This is a genomic window from Nocardioides sp. NPDC059952 (assembly GCF_042730435.1).
GTDB lineage: Bacteria > Actinomycetota > Actinomycetes > Propionibacteriales > Nocardioidaceae > Nocardioides.
This window is the reverse complement of sequence record NZ_JBHWLY010000001.1, coordinates 189,378-205,491: the sequence shown is the minus strand read 5'-3', so window position 1 is coordinate 205,491 and position 16,114 is coordinate 189,378. Positions and strand designations below refer to the sequence as shown.

The following is a 16,114-nucleotide window of genomic DNA, read 5'->3' as shown; positions in this document are numbered from 1 at the left end:
TCGCGGTCCTTGACACCGGTGCCCGTCGAGAAAGATTTGGCTGGCTATCGGGGCGGCGGCCCGGGTGTGGCGCAGCGGATTCTCGCTGGGGAGGGTGGGGCTTGTGGGGGTGGAGAGGTGGCCCTACGGGCCACTTACCATCCACAGAAGCGATGTCGTTCGCTCACCGCGAAAACCGCGTTTGACCTGCATCTATGGGTGGTTAGGTATCCCTCGAAGGCGTAGATTCAGACCCATCACGACACACCTCTGAGGGAGGGTAAGCGATGAGTCTCGGACACGACCTCGACCCCTGGGGCACCAACCCCGGTGACGCGATCGACGCCGCCCTCGAGGCCATCGAGACCGCCCTTCACGACCTCCTCGCGAGCGACCCGGCCTATTGGCTCACCGGCCAGAAGAAGGACCTGCTGGAACGGTTGGAGAAGCTCCAGGCCCAGCAGGCCGCTCTGAAACTCCGCGTGCTCGCGGCCGCTGGCGACATCGCGGAGGAGACCGGCGACAAGGACGCCTCCGCCTGGATGCGGGCCGAGCTCCTCCTCGACAAGGGTGTGGCCCGCTCCCAGATCAAGCTCGCGACCGGGGTGGCCAAGTACGACCTCGTCGCAGCCGGTCTGGCCGAAGGCGTGGTGTCTCTGGACAAGGCCCGTGTCATCACCCGGGCGTTGGACAAGGTCCATGCCGACCCGGTCGCGAGTGCCGAGGACCTGGCCCTGGCCGAAAAGCTCCTGGTCGACTACGCCACCCAATTGACCGCGAACGAGCTCCGGATCGTCGGCCGGAAGATCCTCGCCGAGGTCGACCCCGCCCGGTTCGAAGACGCCGAAGCCAAAGCCCTCCTCGCCGAGGAAGAACGCGCCCAGCAGAAGACCGCCCTGCGGATCTGGGACAACCACGACGGAACCGTCGGGTTCGACGGCGTCCTGCCGACCTCGATCGGGATGCGGTTCAAACGACTCGTCGAGGCCTACGCCCAACCCCGCAAACAACAACTCGTCACCAAAGGCGCGGCCTTGCCGCCGTGGGAACGACTCATGGGCCAGGGCTTCTCCCACCTGTTGGAGACCCTCGACCCCGCCGCCCTGCCCAGGCATGGCGGGGACGCGACCACCATCAACGTGGTGATCCCCCTCGACGAGCTTCGCAAGGACCTCGGGGTCGCCACCCTGGGCTATGACGAGACCAACGGGGCCACCATCAGCGCCGCCGAGGCCCGCAAGCTGGCCTGCAACGCCACCATCATCCCCTGGGTGCTCGGTGGTGACGGCGAGGTCCTCGACGCCGGCCGGGCCAGCAGGTTCTTCCAACCCATCCAACGCAAAGCACTCCGGCTCCAGCAGAAGTGCTGCCAAGCCGAGGGCTGCGACATGCCACCGGAGTGGTGCGACGCCCACCACCTCGACCCCTGGGCCGCCGGCGGCAAGACCAACCTCAAGGACGGCGCCCTGCTCTGTCCTCATCACCATCGTCTGGCGCACGCCCCGGCATACGTCCATGAGCGACTACCGGATGGCACGATCCGGTTCACCCGCCGCCCCTAACCAGCCGGCAGAGCGGTGCGCTCGGCAGGCGGGGCCGTGGCAGCACGACCCCGCAGCGCCAGCCATCCCGCGAGCGCGACGACGAGAAGCATGGCCACGTTATGGGCGTACTTCGGACCTGCCGCGACATCGCCGATGAGCGGGAAGTAGGTGAACGCCAACAAGCCCCGCACGACAAGGTACGCAGCGCCGATCGTCGCCGCGTGCCGAACCGTCCAAACCCTCGTCCGGGCGGCCAGCAGGACCAGGACGCAGAACACGACTGTGGTCGTGGCCGCGATGGCTACGCCCAGCCAGGTCGCGGGGGTCAGATCCGGGACGAGCGCGAAGACCAGCGCGGTGACGAAGAGGGCCCAGAGCGGCACCTCGCCTGCCCCGTCCCGATGGCTGGCCGTCTGCGCTCGCCGGCCTAGGACGAAGGCGACAAGAAGCAGGACGACGATCACTCCGGCCGTGGCGAGCAGCTGGGCCGGGCTCCCGGAGCGCGACTCCGGGTCGGCGAGGATGAACAACGCCGCGATGACGTACGCGACCGCAGCGAGGGCGGTGCCGATCGGGCCCAGCCACGGCTTTCGGGCGCGGGCCGGCACCCAGGCCTCGGCCAGCGCGACGGGCGCCGCGAAGCTGAAGATCACGTGCCCGATGATGAAGGAGTAGGCGCTGTAGCCGCTGAATCCCAACGACGGGATCAGGGTCGGTTCCCGGTTCTCCTCCCATCCCTCGTAGCCGCCGTAGTCGGCACTGAACAACGACTGGTCGATGAGGCCCGCCTCCGCCACCCCCAGAGCGGCGAAGATCAGCAGCAGGCTCGGCCAGCCCCAGCCGAGGCGGCGCACCAGCTCCCGGGCGACCAGCGCCGGCGCCCCGTAGAGGGCTCCGAAGAAGACCAGCGCGAAGGCGATCCCGCCGATGTTTCCCGTGCTGTCCCCGTACGCCGCCAGCAGCTCGGCTCCGATCCCGCAGAGCACCAGCAGACCCACGACCTGGAGCACACGGCTCCGGTCGGGTCCTGGCCGGTTGTTCACTGCCGCGTCCGGCCCATCCGGCCCACCCGGTGCGGGCCCGGCCGCCAGCCTTCGCACCAAGGCGTACGTCGCGGCGACCAGCCCGACGACCTGAACCCAGCGCATCGCGGCGACGGGCAGCCCGCGGTCACCGATCAGGTCCGGCCCCAGTCCGGCGCCGAGCGACGCGACCGTCACGACGGCGACCGCGACCAGGCTGAGGATGGTGCCGGGACGGCCCCGCCACCACCAGCTCGCCCCTGCCGCGACCAGCAGGATCGGCACCCCTGGCGGGATCCGGATGCCGCCGTCCGACGTCGGCGGGCCGACGACACCCAGTCCGAGCAGACCGACGGCGCCGACCAAGAGTCCTACCGGGACCAGCTGTTGCCGACGCATGAGTCCAGGCTAGGAACGAGCCGGCGGCGCGGCATCGTCCTTCCGTCGCGGCCTTACGCGACTTTGGTCGCGCTGGGTCAGGCGTCGTGGGCGGGGGCGTCCTCGGCGGGGGCGTCATCAGCAGGGGCGTCATCAGCAGGGGCGTCATCGGCCGGCGCGTCGTCGGCGGGCGCGGCGGGGCCGTCCTCGCGCTGCGGACGCCAGAAGGCGGCGAGGAGCAGCGCGGTGCCGACGACCCCGCCGCCGAGCGCTACCGCGCCGCCGACCCAGCCGTCGTAGACGATGTCGAGGGACGCGTCGAGCGAGATCGTCCCGGGTCCGGTGACACCGAGCACGACCGCGACGACGGCCAGGATCATGACGTACTCCCAGCCGTCCTTGAAGACGAAGAACCCGTTGGGGCGGTGCGCCAGCAGCGCGGCCACGAGCATCACCGCGACGACGGCGGCTGCTGCCAGCGGCGTGATCAGGCCCAGGATCAGCAGTACGCCGGCCACGATCTCGGTCACCACGCTGGCCCACGCCTGCAGGGTGCCATGGCGCAGGCCGAGGCTCTCGAACCAGCCCGCGGTGCCGGCGATCTTGCCGCCTCCGCGCCAGTGGTTGACGCCGTGGGCGATCATCGTGCCACCCACCGCGAGCCGAAGAAGCATCAGAGCCAGGTCGACGGGGTCCATCACAGAAGTCCTCAGGGTTGTGGAGTTGGAGTGGCCCAGCCTAGGAGGAGCCCGATGAGCGGGTGCGCAGCGACGCCGTAGGCTCACCCGAATGTTGCTGCTCGGAGTCGTTCTCGCCCTGGGCTCGGCGATCGCCCACGCAGCCTGGAACACGGCGTCGAAGACCATCGCCCCCGCGGGGAGACCGGCGCTGTGGGCGGTGGCGATCGTGGAGAGCTGCCTGGTCGTCACGGTCACCGGGGTGGTGATGATCGTGCGCGGGCACGGCATCGCGGTGTCCTGGGAGCTCCTCCTGCTCTCGCTCGGAAGCACCGCGATGCACGCGCTGACCATGGGCCTGGTCCAGGTCGCCTACCAGGACTTCGACGTGAGCCAGATCTACCCGCTCTCCCGCGGCCTGGCTCCCGTCGTGGTGGCGATCACCGGCATGGTGGTGCTCGGGCAGTGGCTGAGCTGGGCGCAATGGGGTGGCGTACTCCTGATGGCAGCGGCCGTCGGGGCCCTGCTGTTCGAGACCGTCCGCACCCGGGGCTCGCTGCAGGCGAAGCCGCTGCTGTGGTCGGGCTGCATCGCCGTATCGATCGCCGGCTACACGGCCTACGACGGCTGGGTGGTCGTCGAGCGGGGCCTCGACCCGATCGCCTACTACGCCGTCGGCACGGTCATCCAGGTGGTGCTGTGGAGCGTGATCGTGCGTGGCAAGTACGCCGAGGGGCTGCGCCAGGCCAGGATCCACGCCCGGACCGTGGCCGTGCTCGCGGTGCTGATCCCCACCTCGTACGTCCTCAGCCTCTACGCCACCCTGCACGCTCCGGTCTCGCTGGTGGCTGCCGTCCGCAGCTCGAGCCTGATCTGGGTCGCGCTCTCGGCGGCGTTGGTGCTGCACGAGCCGATCGGCAAGGTACGCATCGCCGCAACGGCCCTCGCCGCGGCGGCCGTGGTCGCGATGGTGGTCTGAGCGGGACCGTCGGTGCGGAGCCTCAGCGCAGCGCCAGGAGACGCAGCTGGAGCGCCGCCCCGAAGCGTTGCTCCGCGTCGGCGAGGTCCAGACCGCTGACCTGCTCGAGCCGGCGCAGCCGGTAGCGCAGCGTGTTGGGGTGGATGAAGAGGGCGGCGGCAGCGGCGCGTACGTCGCCGTTCGCGTCCAACCACGCGTGCAGGGTCTCGGCAAGACCGGAGTCGTTGCGCTCGTCGTAGGCGAGGAGCAGCGCGATCGGACCGACCGGACGCTCGTCCCGGGCGGCGGCGAGGTCGCGGAGCTCGAGGAGCAACGACTGGGTGTAGACGTCGGCGAGCCTCGCCACCGAGCGCGTCTCGCCGCCCAGGGCGCCGTCGCGGAGCACCCGCATCGCCCGGGTCGCGGCCGCGCGGGAGGCGACGATGGCGCTGATGTCCGAGCCGACACCGCCGACGCCGACGACGACCGGCAGCCGCGTGCCGAGACGCTCGCAGAACTCCCCGGCCAGCCGAGCGGCCCGTTCCTCGGGCTCGGAGCCGTCGCCGGGGAGCGGGACCAGGGCATGGACGATGCCCCCGACGACCGCGACCGCCGAGGCCGGCACGGCGGCCGAGAGGTGCACCGCCAGCGCGTCGGCGGCGCGCTCGAGCGTGCCGGCGCCGCCCGGGTCGGGTTCGTGCTCGTGATCGGCTGACGGATCGTGCCGCAGGGCCAGGGCGAGCACGACCACCGGGCGCCCCGCGAGGCCGAGCCGGCCCAGCGCGTCTCGAGCACCGGCCGCGCCCTCGAGGACCGAGCTGACCAGATCCGTACGCAACCGCCGGTGCACATCGGCGCCGGCCCGCACGCGCAGCATGTGGAGCGCGACCAGACTGGCGGCGTCGCGCAGCGCCGCGCTCCGCTCGGGCGTGACCTCACCGTCCATCGCCGCCCAGATCGAGCCGAGGACCTCATCACCGGCACGGACCGCGATCGCGACACGCTGCTTGCTGATCCTGTCCTCGTCGAGCCGGGCCGGGTCGACGACGACGGGCCGGTGCTCGCGGTAGAGCTCGCGGAAGACGCCGAGGTCGGTGAGCATCCGGGCGTAGCGTTCGGGAACCTGGCGGCCGATGACCGTCTCGACCCGCGAGGCGTCGGCCTCGTCCTGACGGCCGGAGAAGGCCAGCACCCGCGAGCTGCGGTCCTCGATCGTCACCGGCGCGTCCAGCAGCGCGCCGATCGCGTTGGCGACCGCGAACAGGTCACCCGAGGGCAGGCCACCGAGCGTCTCCGCCTCGGTCGGGCCGATGTCGCCCTCCGCCAGCAGCGACCGCAGCAGCGCGGTCAGCTGCGCCCAGGTCGCGCCGCGGCGCAGCCCGAGCAGGGCGATCCGGCTCTCCTCGACCGCCGCGGCCAGGGCCCCGGTCAGCACGACGGGCGCGCGGACGACCAGCCCGACCGCCCCGCGCCGCCCCACCTCGTAGATGAGCTCTGGGAGCTCGCCCGACGACACCCCGACGGCCAGGACCAGCGCCCCCGCGGGATGGACCGGCTCGTCGTCGGGGTCGTGGATCACCACACCACCGATCTCGCCCTCATGCGCGGGGTCGCCGGCCAGCAGCTCGAGCAGCGTGTCGCCCAGATCATCGAGCACGCGGCCCAGACTCGCGCGCGGACGCTGGCTCACGCCCGGAATACTAGAACCGACCCCCGACACCGTCCACCGATCTACGTCGCGTCCCGAGCGAGATCCATTCGGTCGAGGTGGTGAACGACTCCAGGATCTCCGGGATCGGGGTGACGCCCAGACCCGGGCCGGTCGGGACGCTCATGTGGCCGTCCTCGATCGTGAGCGGCTCGGTGATGTCGGTGCGATAGAACCGGTCGGAGGCGGAGATGTCCCCGGGCAGAGTGAACCCCGGCAGCGCGCCCAGGGCAGCGTTGGCGGCGCGCCCCAGCCCGGTCTCGACCATGCCACCGCACCAGACCGCGAGTCCGTGCGCGGCGGCGAGATCGTGGATGCGTACGGCCTCCAGGTAGCCGCCCACGCGGCCGGGCTTGATGTTGATGATCGAGCAGGCACCGAGCGAGATCGCGGCGGCGGCCGTCTGCGCGGAGACGATCGACTCGTCGAGGCACACCGGGGTGCGGATCTCGCGGGCCAGCTTCGCGTGGCCGAGGACGTCCTCCTCCTCCAGCGGCTGCTCGATGAGGAGCAGGTCGAACGGATCCAGCTTCGCCAGGTGGCGGGCGTCGCGCAGCGTGTAGGCGGTGTTGGCGTCGACCTGCAGCGGGATGTCGCCGAACCGCTCCCGGACCGCGGCCACCGGCTCGATGTCCCAGCCCGGCTCGATCTTGAGCTTGATCCGCACGTAGCCGTCGTCCAGGTAGCCGCCGACCACGTCCAGCAGGTGGGGTACGGAGTCGAAGATGCCGACCGAGACACCGCTCGGCACCCGGTCGTGCACGGCGCCCAGCTCGCGGGCCCAGGACCTCCCGGCCGCGCGCAGCTCGGCGTCGAGCAGCGCCATCTCCAGCGCCGCCTTTGCCATCCGATGTCCCTTGAACGGGTGCAGCACCTTTCCCACCGCGTACGCCCCGTGCCTCTCCAGCTCACCGCCGGCCGCGGCCAGTGCGGGGAGCAGGAACCGACGGAGCACGTCCGCAGTCGCCTCGACGTACTCGGAGGAGTAGAGCGGGTCGGCCATCGCGACGCACTCGCCCCACCCCTCGCTCTGCGAGGTCACCGCGCGCAGAAGCAGGATGTCGCGCTCGCTCTGGGTGCCGAAGGAGGTCCGGAAGGGCGATACCAGTGGCATCGACACCCGTCGCAGCTCCATCCCTTCCAGCTTCATTCGGTTCCTTCCCTCGGGGCTGTGCTTGTCAGCAGATATCCGTGGTCGCGGTCGAAGCCGGCGACCGTGCCCGACTCCAACCCGCTCAGCAGCTGGTCGCGGACCTTGGTACGCCACGCCCGGGCCTCGCCGGGGTCGGAGACGCGCAGCGCCTCGATGTCGCGGGGCACCTCGACCCAGGACGCACCCGGCCCGCCGGCGACCTCGGCGACCTCGACCGGGCTGCCGTCGCACGCGGATGCGACCTGCGGCGAGTCCAGGTCCCAGTGCACCAGGATCCGGTCGCTGGCGTCCTCGGCATCGTTGATGCCGTCGCCCATCGAGCCGTAGAAGTCGGGGAGATACTCCGCGACCCGGGTGCCGAGCTTGGCCAGGTTGAAGTAGGCGTTGCGGGCCACGAGCGGGTCGAAGGTCCACTCCATCAGCGTGATCCCACGTTCCAGGCACCAGGCCCGCTGGTGAAGCTTGAGCGCGAAGCCCGCGTGGCGACCGGCCATCTCCGGGACCACGCCGGCGATGTGGCTGTGCATCGCGCGGGCCGCCGGCACCGAGTGGAACCCGACGCAGACGCCGACCATCTCCTCGCCGGCGGCATCGTCGAACGCACCGGCCACGTAGCCCTCGGCCTTGCGCATCGCGCGCATCAGCTCGGACCCGAGCGGCGGATTGTCCGGAACGCCCCAGATCCCGCCGAGCACCTTCTCGGCCCGCTGCAGCTCCGCGATCCCGTCGAGCTCGCGGACGGTGACCCGGGCGGACTCGGCGGCCCGGACGTACGCCCCCCATGCCCGAGTCACGGCCGATCCCTCGATCCGTCGGTCGGACGGCCGGCCACCGGCTCCTCGAGCAGATCCTGCAGCAGACCGTGCAGCAGAATCGTCCGGTCGGCCAGCCGGTCGACCAGCACGTGCTCGTCCTCGGCATGCGCCCCGCCGCCGACGGCGCCGAGCCCGTCGAGCGTCGGGGTGCCGACGCCGGCGGCGAAGTTGCCGTCGGAGGCCCCGCCGACTGCGGCCTGACCCGGCACCGGCAGCCCGAGCCGGGTCGCGACGTCGACAGCTCGATCGAACAGCCGCGCCGACATGGACTCTTCCAGGGGCGGCCGGTTGATCCCGCCGTGCACGACCAGCTTCGCGCCTTCGAGCGCCGGCTCCAGAGCACGCATCCCGGCGTCGACCCGTTCCTGCTCGGCCGCGCTCCAGGCGCGTACGTCGACCGTGAACCGGGCCGCGCCCGGGACCGTGTTGAGCGTCGTGCCTGCGGATGCGGACGTCGGGGTCACCGTCGTGCCCGCGGACGGGTCGGCGAGCGCGGCCACCGCGGGCACCTGGTGGGCCAGCTCGATGGTGGCGTTGACGCCCTTGTCTGGCTCCAGGCCGGCATGGGCGGCACGTCCGACGACCTCTACCTCGTACATCGAGGTGCCTTTCCGGGCCGTCTTGAGGTCTCCGTCGCCGACCGACGCCTCGAGCACGAGCACCGCGGACGCCTCCCGGGCCTCGGCCTCGATCAGCGCGCGCGAGGACGGCGAGCCGAGCTCCTCGTCGCCGGTGACCAGGAGGCAGACCCCGTCGGGAGCCGGCAGTGCGGCGACCGCGTGCAGTGCCATGACCAGGCCGGCGAGCATGTCGAAGCAGCCGGGGCCGCGCAGGACACCGTCGGTGACGGCGTACGGGATCCTCTCCAGCGTGCCGTGCGGCCAGACCGTGTCGTGGTGGGCCAGCAGCAGGACGTGCGGGCCGGGCCCGAAGCGCCAGCGCAGATGGGTGACCCCGTCGACGACGATGCGCTCCGGGGGGACGCCGAGATGGGCGCCTCCGAGGTGGGCCACGACCTCGGCCGAGCGGGCGACGGCGTCCAGGTCGGTGGAGGGCGACTCGGTCTCGACCAGCTCCCGGATGTCGTCCAGGAGCCGGTGGAGATCGATCTGAGGTCGACGCATTCAGGCCTTCTTCGGGGTCGCGCGGGCGCCGAAGTGGAGGTATCGCTCGCCGGTCGGCAACGTGTAGAAACGTACGGGGAAGTAGGCCGCGGACTTGTCGGGCTTGACCGCGAAGATCGCCTCCGCGACCGGCACCAGCTCATGCACCTCGGGCTCGGAGGCACCCTCGAGCTCCGCGACGGGTCCGGAGACGGTCGTCCGCATCACCGGCTTGCCGTCGAGGACCAGGACCTCCTCCAGCACCGACTCGCGCGAGTACTCGCCGAGGAACGGGGTGATGTCGACCTCGGGTGCGTCGGCGGGGATCTCGAAGCGGTCGGGGAGGCGGACATCGGCGAGCTCGGCGAAGATCTCCTCGAAGAGGTCCTGGTAGAGCGCGATGGCGCTGGCGACGTTGGTGTTGAGCGAGACCGCGATGCCGGCCTCGGGAAGCAGCCGCAGGAACGCGGCCTGCCCGATGGTGTTGCCGTCGTGACCGATCGCACGCGCCCCGTGCCAGTCGCAGCGGAACCAGCCGAGGCCCCACGAGTCGCCGAGCAGGTCCTTCTCCGGACAGTCGACCTGGAAGTCGGCCATCGCCGCCACCGACTCGGCGGAGAGCACCCGGGTGCCGTCTTTTGCCACCCCACCGCTCAGGTGCATCCGGGCGAAGGCGAGCACGTCGGCAGCGGTCGCGGTGATCAGACCGGCCGGGCCGCACGAACGGGGCAGCCCCCATACCGGCGCCGGGGCGATGTCCTCGCCGGTGCCGAGGTGGCCCATCGCGAGCGCATGGAGCATCGCCTCCTCGGGCAGGGTGCCGGTGTGGGTGAGGCCGAGCGGCGTGAAGAGCCGCTCACGCATCGCCTGGTCCCAGGTCTGGCCGGTGACGACCTCGATGACCCGCCCGAGCAGCACGTAGCCGGAGTTGCAGTAGGACCAGGTCGCGCCCAGCGGGTGGTTCTGGGCGGCCTCGCCGAGGCGGGCGACGTACTTCTCCAGTACGTCGTCACCGCGTCCGGTGTCGGTGAAGACATCACCGTCGATGCCGCTGGTGTGGGTGAGCAGGTGGTGGATCGTGACCTTCTCGGTGACCTCGGGGTCACGCAGATCGAGATCACCGATGATCTCCTTGACCGGGGTGTCGAGGGCGAGCTTGCCCTCATCGACCAGCTGCATCACCACGGTCGCGGTCCAGACCTTGGAGATCGAGCCGATCTGCCAGACGGAGTCGGTCGTGGCGGGCTGGCCGGTGCCGAGGTGGAGCACTCCGGTGGTGAGCGTTACCTGCTCGTCCTGAGCGCCGTCGCGGCCGACCCGGAGGATGCCGAGCTGGGCCCCGGGGACGCCGTGCTTCTTCGTCAGCTCGGTGAGCCGGGTCTGCCAGTGAGCGGAATCGATGGTCATCAGGTCTCCTTGGTGAGAGTGTTCGAGGTGCCGCCGGGGACGGCGGCGAGAAGCTCTTGGGTGTAGCGATGACTCGGGTTCTCCAGTACGTCGGCCGCCGGCCCGCACTCGACGATGTGTCCGTGGCTCATCACCGCGACCGTGTCGGCCACGTAGCGCACCACGGCCAGGTTGTGGGAGATGAACAGGATCGAGAGGCCGAGCTCGCGCTGCATCTCGCGGACGAGGTTGAGGACGGCGCCCTGGACGGAGACGTCGAGCGCCGAGGTGATCTCGTCGGCGATGAGCACCTGAGGTCTGCCCGCCAGCGCGCGGGCCAGGGCGACCCGTTGCCGCTGGCCGCCGGAGAGGTTCCCCGGACGCTGGCCGGCGCGGCCCGGGTCGAGATGGACCAGCCGGAGGAGGCGAGCGACCTCGCCGGCCCGTTCGGACTTCGAGGGCCGTCCGGGGATCGCCTCGGCGATGCTCTCGCCGATGCTCATCCGCGGGTCGAGGGAGGAGTAGGGATCCTGGAAGACCATCTGGACCCCGGATCCGGCCTTGGAGCGCCGGCCGGCCGGGACGCCGTCGACCAGGACGCGCCCGGCGCTGACCGGCACCAGCCCGACGGCGGCCCGGGCGAGCGTCGACTTGCCCGAACCGGACTCCCCCACCAGCCCCACGATCGAGCCGTCGGGCACCTCCAGGCTCACCTCGTGGAGCACCTGGGTGCGCCCGAACCGCACGCTGACCTGCTCGAACCGCATGCTCATGCCGCCGCCTCCGTAGCGAAGGGCGAAGAATACGGAAGCGGCGGCCTGAGGCCCACTGTCGCTCGCTGTCGCTCGCTCATACGCTCACCTGCTTCGTCTGCTCCATCGGGAGCGGGTCGTCCGCACGCCAGCACGCGACTCCGTCGAGGAGCGCGGGCTCCTCGCTCAGGCACTGGTCGGTCGCGAGCGGGCACCTGGCGGCGTACGCACAGCCCGGGGGAAGCGCGGCGGGGTCGACCGGCTGGCCGGGGATGGTGGCCAGCGGCTCGTCCCGCGGTGTGCTCATCGACGGGACCGCCGCGACCAGTGCCCGGGTGTAGGGGTGCCGGGCACCGCTGTGGAGGTCGCCCGCGGCGATCTCCTCGACGATGCGCCCGGCATACATCACCAGCACCCGGTCGCAGATCTCGCCGATGACGGACACGTCGTGGGAGATCAGCAGGATCGCGGTGCCGTGCTCGCGGCGTACCCCCTCCAGGAGCGCCAGGACCTGCTTCTGGACGGTGACGTCCAGGGCGGTGGTGGGCTCGTCGGCGATGATCAGCCGCGGGGTGCCCATCAGTCCCATCCCGATCATGGCGCGCTGACGCATGCCGCCGGAGAGCTCGAACGGGTAGGCGTGAGCCGCCCGCTCCGGGTCACGCAGGCGCACCGCGCGCAGCCGGTCGACAGCGCGGGCGAGTGCCTCACGCCGACCGAGGCTCTGGTGGAAGCGGCTCACCTCGGCGAGCTGCGGGCCGACCCGCATGGCCGGGTTGAGCGAGGTCATCGGGTCCTGGAAGACGACCGCGAGCGAGGTGCCGAGCAGGTCCTCGTGGTGGCCGCCGTCGTTCAGGTCGGTGCCGCAGAGGGTGACCTCGCCGGTGACCCGGCCGGGCTCCTCGACGAGCTGGGCGATCGCGAGCGCGGTGAGCGACTTGCCCGACCCCGACTCCCCCACGATCCCCACGGCCTCACCGGAACGCAGCGAGAGGGAGACGCCACGGACCGGGGTGACCGGGGCCGATGGGCCGGGGAAGGCGACAGCGAGATCGCGTACGTCGAGCACCAGGTCGTCTCCCTGCGTGCTCGCCTTCGCAGGAGTCGAGCGGACCGGCCCCGACCAGGACCGTGGCCCGACGACGGGCGTCACCCCCAAGGCACCGGCGACCGCCTCGCCGGTGAGGTTGAAGGCCAGGCCGGCGATGACGACCGCGATCCCCGGCGCGAGCGCCGCGAGCGGGTGGAGGTAGATCCCGGCCAGACCGTCCTGCATCAGCCGCCCCCAGTCGTAGGCGGGCGCCTGGACGCCGAGGCCGAGGAAGGAGAGGCCGGCGAAGGCGAGCAGCGCGCTCCCGGCGCCGATGGTCGCGTTGACGATGAGCGGCTCCGCGACGTTGGGCAGCACGTGCCGCGCCAGGATCCGGGTCCGGCCGAGGCCGGCGATCTCGGCCGCGGCGACATAGTCGCGGGCGGCGATCCCGGCGATCAGCGTCTGGCAGAGGCGGGCGAACGTGGGCGCACCGGCGAACCCGATCGCCAGGACGGCCCCGCGGGCACCGACTCCGAACACGGTGGCCAGGGAGAGGACCAGGAGCAGTCCGGGGAAGGCGACCAGGATGTTGACCAGCGCCGTCACCGGTCGCCCGAGCCGTGGGCCGAGCAGCCACGGCAGCGAGCCGAGCACCAGCCCGGTGAGCACCGCGATCGCGGTCGCCAGCAGCGCCAGGGTGATCGAGAGCCGGGTGGCGACCAGGACCCGCAGGAACAGGTCGCGGCCGGCGTTGTCGGTGCCGAACCAGTGCTCCGCCGAGGGGCCGGCGAGCAGGTTGTCGGTGTCGACTGCGGCCGCCCCGTCGCCGAAGGCGACCGGAGCCAGGATGGCCAGCAGCAGCACCGTCGCGAGCAGGCCCGCGCCGAGCGCTCCCACCGGCGTACGCAATGCCCTCATCAGGCCTCCCCCACCGTCGAGCGGGGGTCGAGCACGGCGAGCGCGACGTCGACGAGCGTGTTGACCAGCAGCACGATCACCCCGTAGACGAGCACCGTGCCCTGCACCACCGGATAGTCCTTGGTGACGATCGACGAAACGATGGTGCTGCCGAGCCCGGGCCAGGCGAAGACGTTCTCGACCAGCACCGTGCCCGCGACCATCGAGGCCAGCAGCATCCCGCCGAGGGTCAGCGTGGCGGTGACGGCGTTCGGCAGGGCGTGCACCAGGTGGATCCGGCGTGCCGGGAGCCGCTTGGCCCGCGCGGTGCGGATGTAGTCGGACTCCAGCACGGAGATCATCTCGACGCGGACGATCCGGGCGAGCATCGCGGCCGGGCCGATCGCCAGGGCGAGGACGGGCAGGACGTAGGACGCGGCCCCGTCCTCGCGGCCCGCGACCGGGAGCCAGCCGAGACCGACCGCGAAGACCGCGACCAGCACCACGCCGATCAGGAAGTCGGGGATCGAGCCGATCACCACGCTGCCGGAGGCGAACCCCAGAGACGTACGCTGCCGGCGCCCGCGCCTCGTCGCGACCGCGACGCAGACCCCGAGCGGTACGGCGATCAGGAGAGCGAGGACGAAGGCGATCAGACCGAGCGAGACGGTGGCACCCAGGCGCCGGCCGATGGTCTCCCCGACTGGCAGCTGGGTCTGGATCGACTCCCCGAGGTCACCGCGGAACAGGCCGCCGACATAGTCCAGGTACTGGGTCAGGAGCGGGTCGTCGAGGCCGAGCGCGTGCCGCCGCGCCTCGACGAGCTCCGTCGGCGCGGTCATCCCGAGCGCGGCCCGCACCGGGTCGCCGGGGACTAGGTGGATCATCAAGAACGCGGCGGTGACCAGCACGAACAGCGACACCAGCAGCCGGCCACCGCGGCGCAGGGCGAACTGGGTCCACCGCCCGCCCAGGGTGCCTGGCACCCCCGTCGGCACCTCCGTCCTCGGGGGTCCAGGCGCCGCTGATGTCGCTGTCATCGACGCCTGCCTCAACCCAGCATCCGGATGCTGGTCGGGACGACACCGCCGACGACCTCGAGCTCGGCACCCTGGGAGAAGAACGGCAGCAGGTTGTTGGCGAACGGCACCACGTCGTAGGACTCGAACAGGCTCGCCTCCGCGGCCAGCCAGTCCGCGCAGCCCTCGGCGCCGTTCTTGGCCATCGCGGTCTTCACCGCTTCGTCGTAGCCGGTGTTGGTGATGCCGGCGAAGTTGTTGCCGCCCTCGGCGGGCGCCGGCCCGGAGAGGAACGGGACGATCTGGTCGGGGGTGTTGATGTTGAGCGGCTCCCAGGCGACGTCCCAGTCACCGGTGCCGAACATCGCGGTCTGGATCGCGGTCTGGTCCAGGGACGTGGCCTTGGCGTCGATGCCGACCTTCTTCCACGCCGCGACGGCCAGCTCGGCGGCGGCGGTGCCGGGCGCGCCGAGCGAGGAGTCGTAGACGAACTCGACCACGAGCGGCTTCCCGGCCTTGGTGCGGACCCCGTCGGCACCCGCGGCCCAGCCGGCATCCTCGAGCGCCTTCTCGGCGGCAGCCGTGTCGTCGTCGGCGAGGTTCCCGTCGACGGAGGAGCCGGTGCAGCCGGCCGGCTCGACGACGGCGAGCTGGGTGGCCGGACCGCCCTTGTCGGCGGTGATCACCTTCTGCAGCTCGGCCAGGTCGAGCGCCTGGGTCAGCGCGGCACGTACCGCGGGGTCAGCGGTCGGGTGGCCCTCGTTGTGGTTGAACCACTGCTCGCCGACCACGGCCTGCGCGTCGACCCGGTTCAGCTTCGCCGCGTCCAGCCGGGCGGCGTCCTGACCGGTGATCGAGGCGGCGTTGAGGTCCCCGGAGAGCAGCTGGTTCGCGACCGTGGTGTCGTTGGCGACGATCTTGGCCTCGACCGTGGCCGGGGTCCCCTCGGCCGCGGTGGTGGCGCCGTCGGGACCCCAGGCGTAGCCCTCGCGGACCTCGTAGGTGTAGTGGTCGCCGGGGACGGCCTCCTTCAGCACGTACGGGCCGGTGCCGGCGGTCCCGGCCTTCAGGACGGCCCGGTCTGCGAGGCCGCTGTCACAGATCATCGGCAGGTTGGAGAAGGAGGCCAGCACGAAGGGCGCGGGCGCCGCCAAGGTGACCGTCACGGTCTGTCCGGAAGCCGTCGCGGTGGCGCCGGCCGGGATGAAGACGCCCAGGTAGGGGCTCTTGTTCTTCGGGTCCTCGACCCAGCTGATGTTGTCGACGACGGTCTGCGCAGTGAACTCCGAGCCGTCCGCGCAGGTCACGTCGTCCTTGATGTCGAAGGTGACCGTGGTGCCGTCCACGCTCCACTTCTCCGCGAGCTGCGCCTGCACCTCGCCGTCACGGTCGACGCTGACCAAGGAGTCGTACGCGAACCGGCTCAGCTGCAGCAGGGTGCTGGTCACGCCGCCGTGCGGGTCGAGGGCACCGGGGTCGGAGGCGATCGCCATCGTGAAGGACTCGCCGTCGACGTACGCCTCGGACTCGGTGCCGCCGCCCGAGCCGGAGCCGCACGCGGCCAGGCCCGCGGCGGCCAGAGGCAGGGTCAGCGCCGCGAGGGCGGGTCTCAGGGCTGCTCGGGCTCGGCGCTGGTTCATGGGGGACGTACCTCTCTCGGACAAGGTTCTCGGGCAAGGTTTTTCGGGCA

Annotated in this window: 13 protein-coding genes; 2 read left to right on the top strand and 11 right to left on the bottom strand. The window is 71.5% G+C overall.

The features are described 5' to 3' along the window. Positions 1–266 precede the first annotated feature (266 nt). On the top strand, positions 267–1,541 hold the full coding sequence (locus ACFV9G_RS00925) for a DUF222 domain-containing protein (RefSeq protein ID WP_378723984.1): 1,275 nt from the start codon (positions 267–269) through the stop codon (positions 1,539–1,541). Here ACFV9G_RS00925 and ACFV9G_RS00920 read toward each other — a convergent pair. Together ACFV9G_RS00920 and ACFV9G_RS00915 are read right to left on the bottom strand one after the other, a co-directional pair. After that, positions 1,538–2,944 carry a hypothetical protein gene (locus ACFV9G_RS00920; RefSeq protein WP_378723983.1) on the bottom strand — a complete coding sequence of 469 codons (1,407 nt, stop codon included), beginning with the start codon at positions 2,942–2,944 and terminating at the stop codon, positions 1,538–1,540. The two genes, ACFV9G_RS00925 and ACFV9G_RS00920, sit on opposite strands and share 4 nt — an antisense overlap. 77 nt (positions 2,945–3,021) lie before the next feature. Continuing rightward, positions 3,022–3,621, bottom strand: coding sequence for a DoxX family protein (locus tag ACFV9G_RS00915; RefSeq protein ID WP_378723982.1), 600 nt, complete (start codon positions 3,619–3,621; stop codon positions 3,022–3,024). 91 nt (positions 3,622–3,712) lie between these two features. Here ACFV9G_RS00915 and ACFV9G_RS00910 point away from each other — a divergent pair, with 91 nt between their 5' ends. Then, the gene (locus ACFV9G_RS00910) at positions 3,713–4,579 is read left to right on the top strand and encodes a hypothetical protein (protein ID WP_378723979.1); all 867 of its coding nucleotides are present in this window, start codon (positions 3,713–3,715) and stop codon (positions 4,577–4,579) included. 22 nt (positions 4,580–4,601) lie between these two features. On the opposite strand, the gene ACFV9G_RS00905 is transcribed toward ACFV9G_RS00910, so the two are convergent. The 9 genes from ACFV9G_RS00905 to ACFV9G_RS00865 form a co-directional block, all read right to left on the bottom strand. Beyond that, positions 4,602–6,248, bottom strand: coding sequence for a PucR family transcriptional regulator (locus ACFV9G_RS00905; protein WP_378723976.1), 1,647 nt, complete (start codon positions 6,246–6,248; stop codon positions 4,602–4,604). 10 nt (positions 6,249–6,258) lie between these two features. Beyond that, positions 6,259–7,416: an o-succinylbenzoate synthase gene (menC, locus tag ACFV9G_RS00900; RefSeq protein ID WP_378723974.1), complete on the bottom strand. Its 1,158-nt coding sequence runs from the start codon at positions 7,414–7,416 to the stop codon at positions 6,259–6,261. Beyond that, positions 7,413–8,213, bottom strand: coding sequence for a GNAT family N-acetyltransferase (locus ACFV9G_RS00895; RefSeq protein ID WP_378723971.1), 801 nt, complete (start codon positions 8,211–8,213; stop codon positions 7,413–7,415). The genes menC and ACFV9G_RS00895 overlap by 4 nt, the downstream gene beginning before the upstream one ends. Then, on the bottom strand, positions 8,210–9,358 hold the full coding sequence (locus ACFV9G_RS00890; RefSeq protein ID WP_378723968.1) for a M20 family metallopeptidase: 1,149 nt from the start codon (positions 9,356–9,358) through the stop codon (positions 8,210–8,212). The genes ACFV9G_RS00895 and ACFV9G_RS00890 overlap by 4 nt, the downstream gene beginning before the upstream one ends. Beyond that, on the bottom strand, positions 9,359–10,744 hold the full coding sequence (locus tag ACFV9G_RS00885) for a serine hydrolase domain-containing protein (protein ID WP_378723966.1): 1,386 nt from the start codon (positions 10,742–10,744) through the stop codon (positions 9,359–9,361). Next, a complete protein-coding gene (locus ACFV9G_RS00880; protein WP_378723963.1) occupies positions 10,744–11,496 on the bottom strand; it encodes an ABC transporter ATP-binding protein in 753 nt (250 codons plus the stop codon). Before ACFV9G_RS00880 ends, ACFV9G_RS00885 begins: the two co-directional genes overlap by 1 nt. Before the next feature lie 76 nt (positions 11,497–11,572). Beyond that, complete coding sequence (locus ACFV9G_RS00875; protein WP_378723960.1) at positions 11,573–13,426, bottom strand: dipeptide/oligopeptide/nickel ABC transporter permease/ATP-binding protein; 1,854 nt, start codon at positions 13,424–13,426, stop codon at positions 11,573–11,575. Further along, positions 13,426–14,391 (bottom strand): ABC transporter permease, encoded by a 966-nt coding sequence (locus ACFV9G_RS00870; RefSeq protein WP_378723957.1) that lies wholly within the window; start codon positions 14,389–14,391, stop codon positions 13,426–13,428. The genes ACFV9G_RS00875 and ACFV9G_RS00870 overlap by 1 nt, the downstream gene beginning before the upstream one ends. A gap of 65 nt (positions 14,392–14,456) precedes the next feature. Then, positions 14,457–16,064 (bottom strand): ABC transporter substrate-binding protein, encoded by a 1,608-nt coding sequence (locus ACFV9G_RS00865; protein WP_378723954.1) that lies wholly within the window; start codon positions 16,062–16,064, stop codon positions 14,457–14,459. Positions 16,065–16,114 lie beyond the last annotated feature (50 nt).

What these genes read in the sequence shown, in the direction of transcription:
- ACFV9G_RS00915 (WP_378723982.1), bottom strand. Translation starts at nt 3,621, where the DNA reads ATGGACCCCGTCGACCTGGCTCTGATGCTTCTTCGGCTCGCGGTGGGT.
- ACFV9G_RS00875 (WP_378723960.1), bottom strand. Translation starts at nt 13,426, where the DNA reads ATGAGGGCATTGCGTACGCCGGTGGGAGCGCTCGGCGCGGGCCTGCTC.
- ACFV9G_RS00865 (WP_378723954.1), bottom strand. Translation starts at nt 16,064, where the DNA reads ATGAACCAGCGCCGAGCCCGAGCAGCCCTGAGACCCGCCCTCGCGGCG.
- menC (WP_378723974.1), bottom strand. Translation starts at nt 7,416, where the DNA reads ATGAAGCTGGAAGGGATGGAGCTGCGACGGGTGTCGATGCCACTGGTA.
- ACFV9G_RS00885 (WP_378723966.1), bottom strand. Translation starts at nt 10,744, where the DNA reads ATGACCATCGATTCCGCTCACTGGCAGACCCGGCTCACCGAGCTGACG.
- ACFV9G_RS00925 (WP_378723984.1), top strand. Translation starts at nt 267, where the DNA reads ATGAGTCTCGGACACGACCTCGACCCCTGGGGCACCAACCCCGGTGAC.
- ACFV9G_RS00880 (WP_378723963.1), bottom strand. Translation starts at nt 11,496, where the DNA reads ATGAGCATGCGGTTCGAGCAGGTCAGCGTGCGGTTCGGGCGCACCCAG.
- ACFV9G_RS00920 (WP_378723983.1), bottom strand. Translation starts at nt 2,944, where the DNA reads ATGCGTCGGCAACAGCTGGTCCCGGTAGGACTCTTGGTCGGCGCCGTC.
- ACFV9G_RS00890 (WP_378723968.1), bottom strand. Translation starts at nt 9,358, where the DNA reads ATGCGTCGACCTCAGATCGATCTCCACCGGCTCCTGGACGACATCCGG.
- ACFV9G_RS00910 (WP_378723979.1), top strand. Translation starts at nt 3,713, where the DNA reads ATGTTGCTGCTCGGAGTCGTTCTCGCCCTGGGCTCGGCGATCGCCCAC.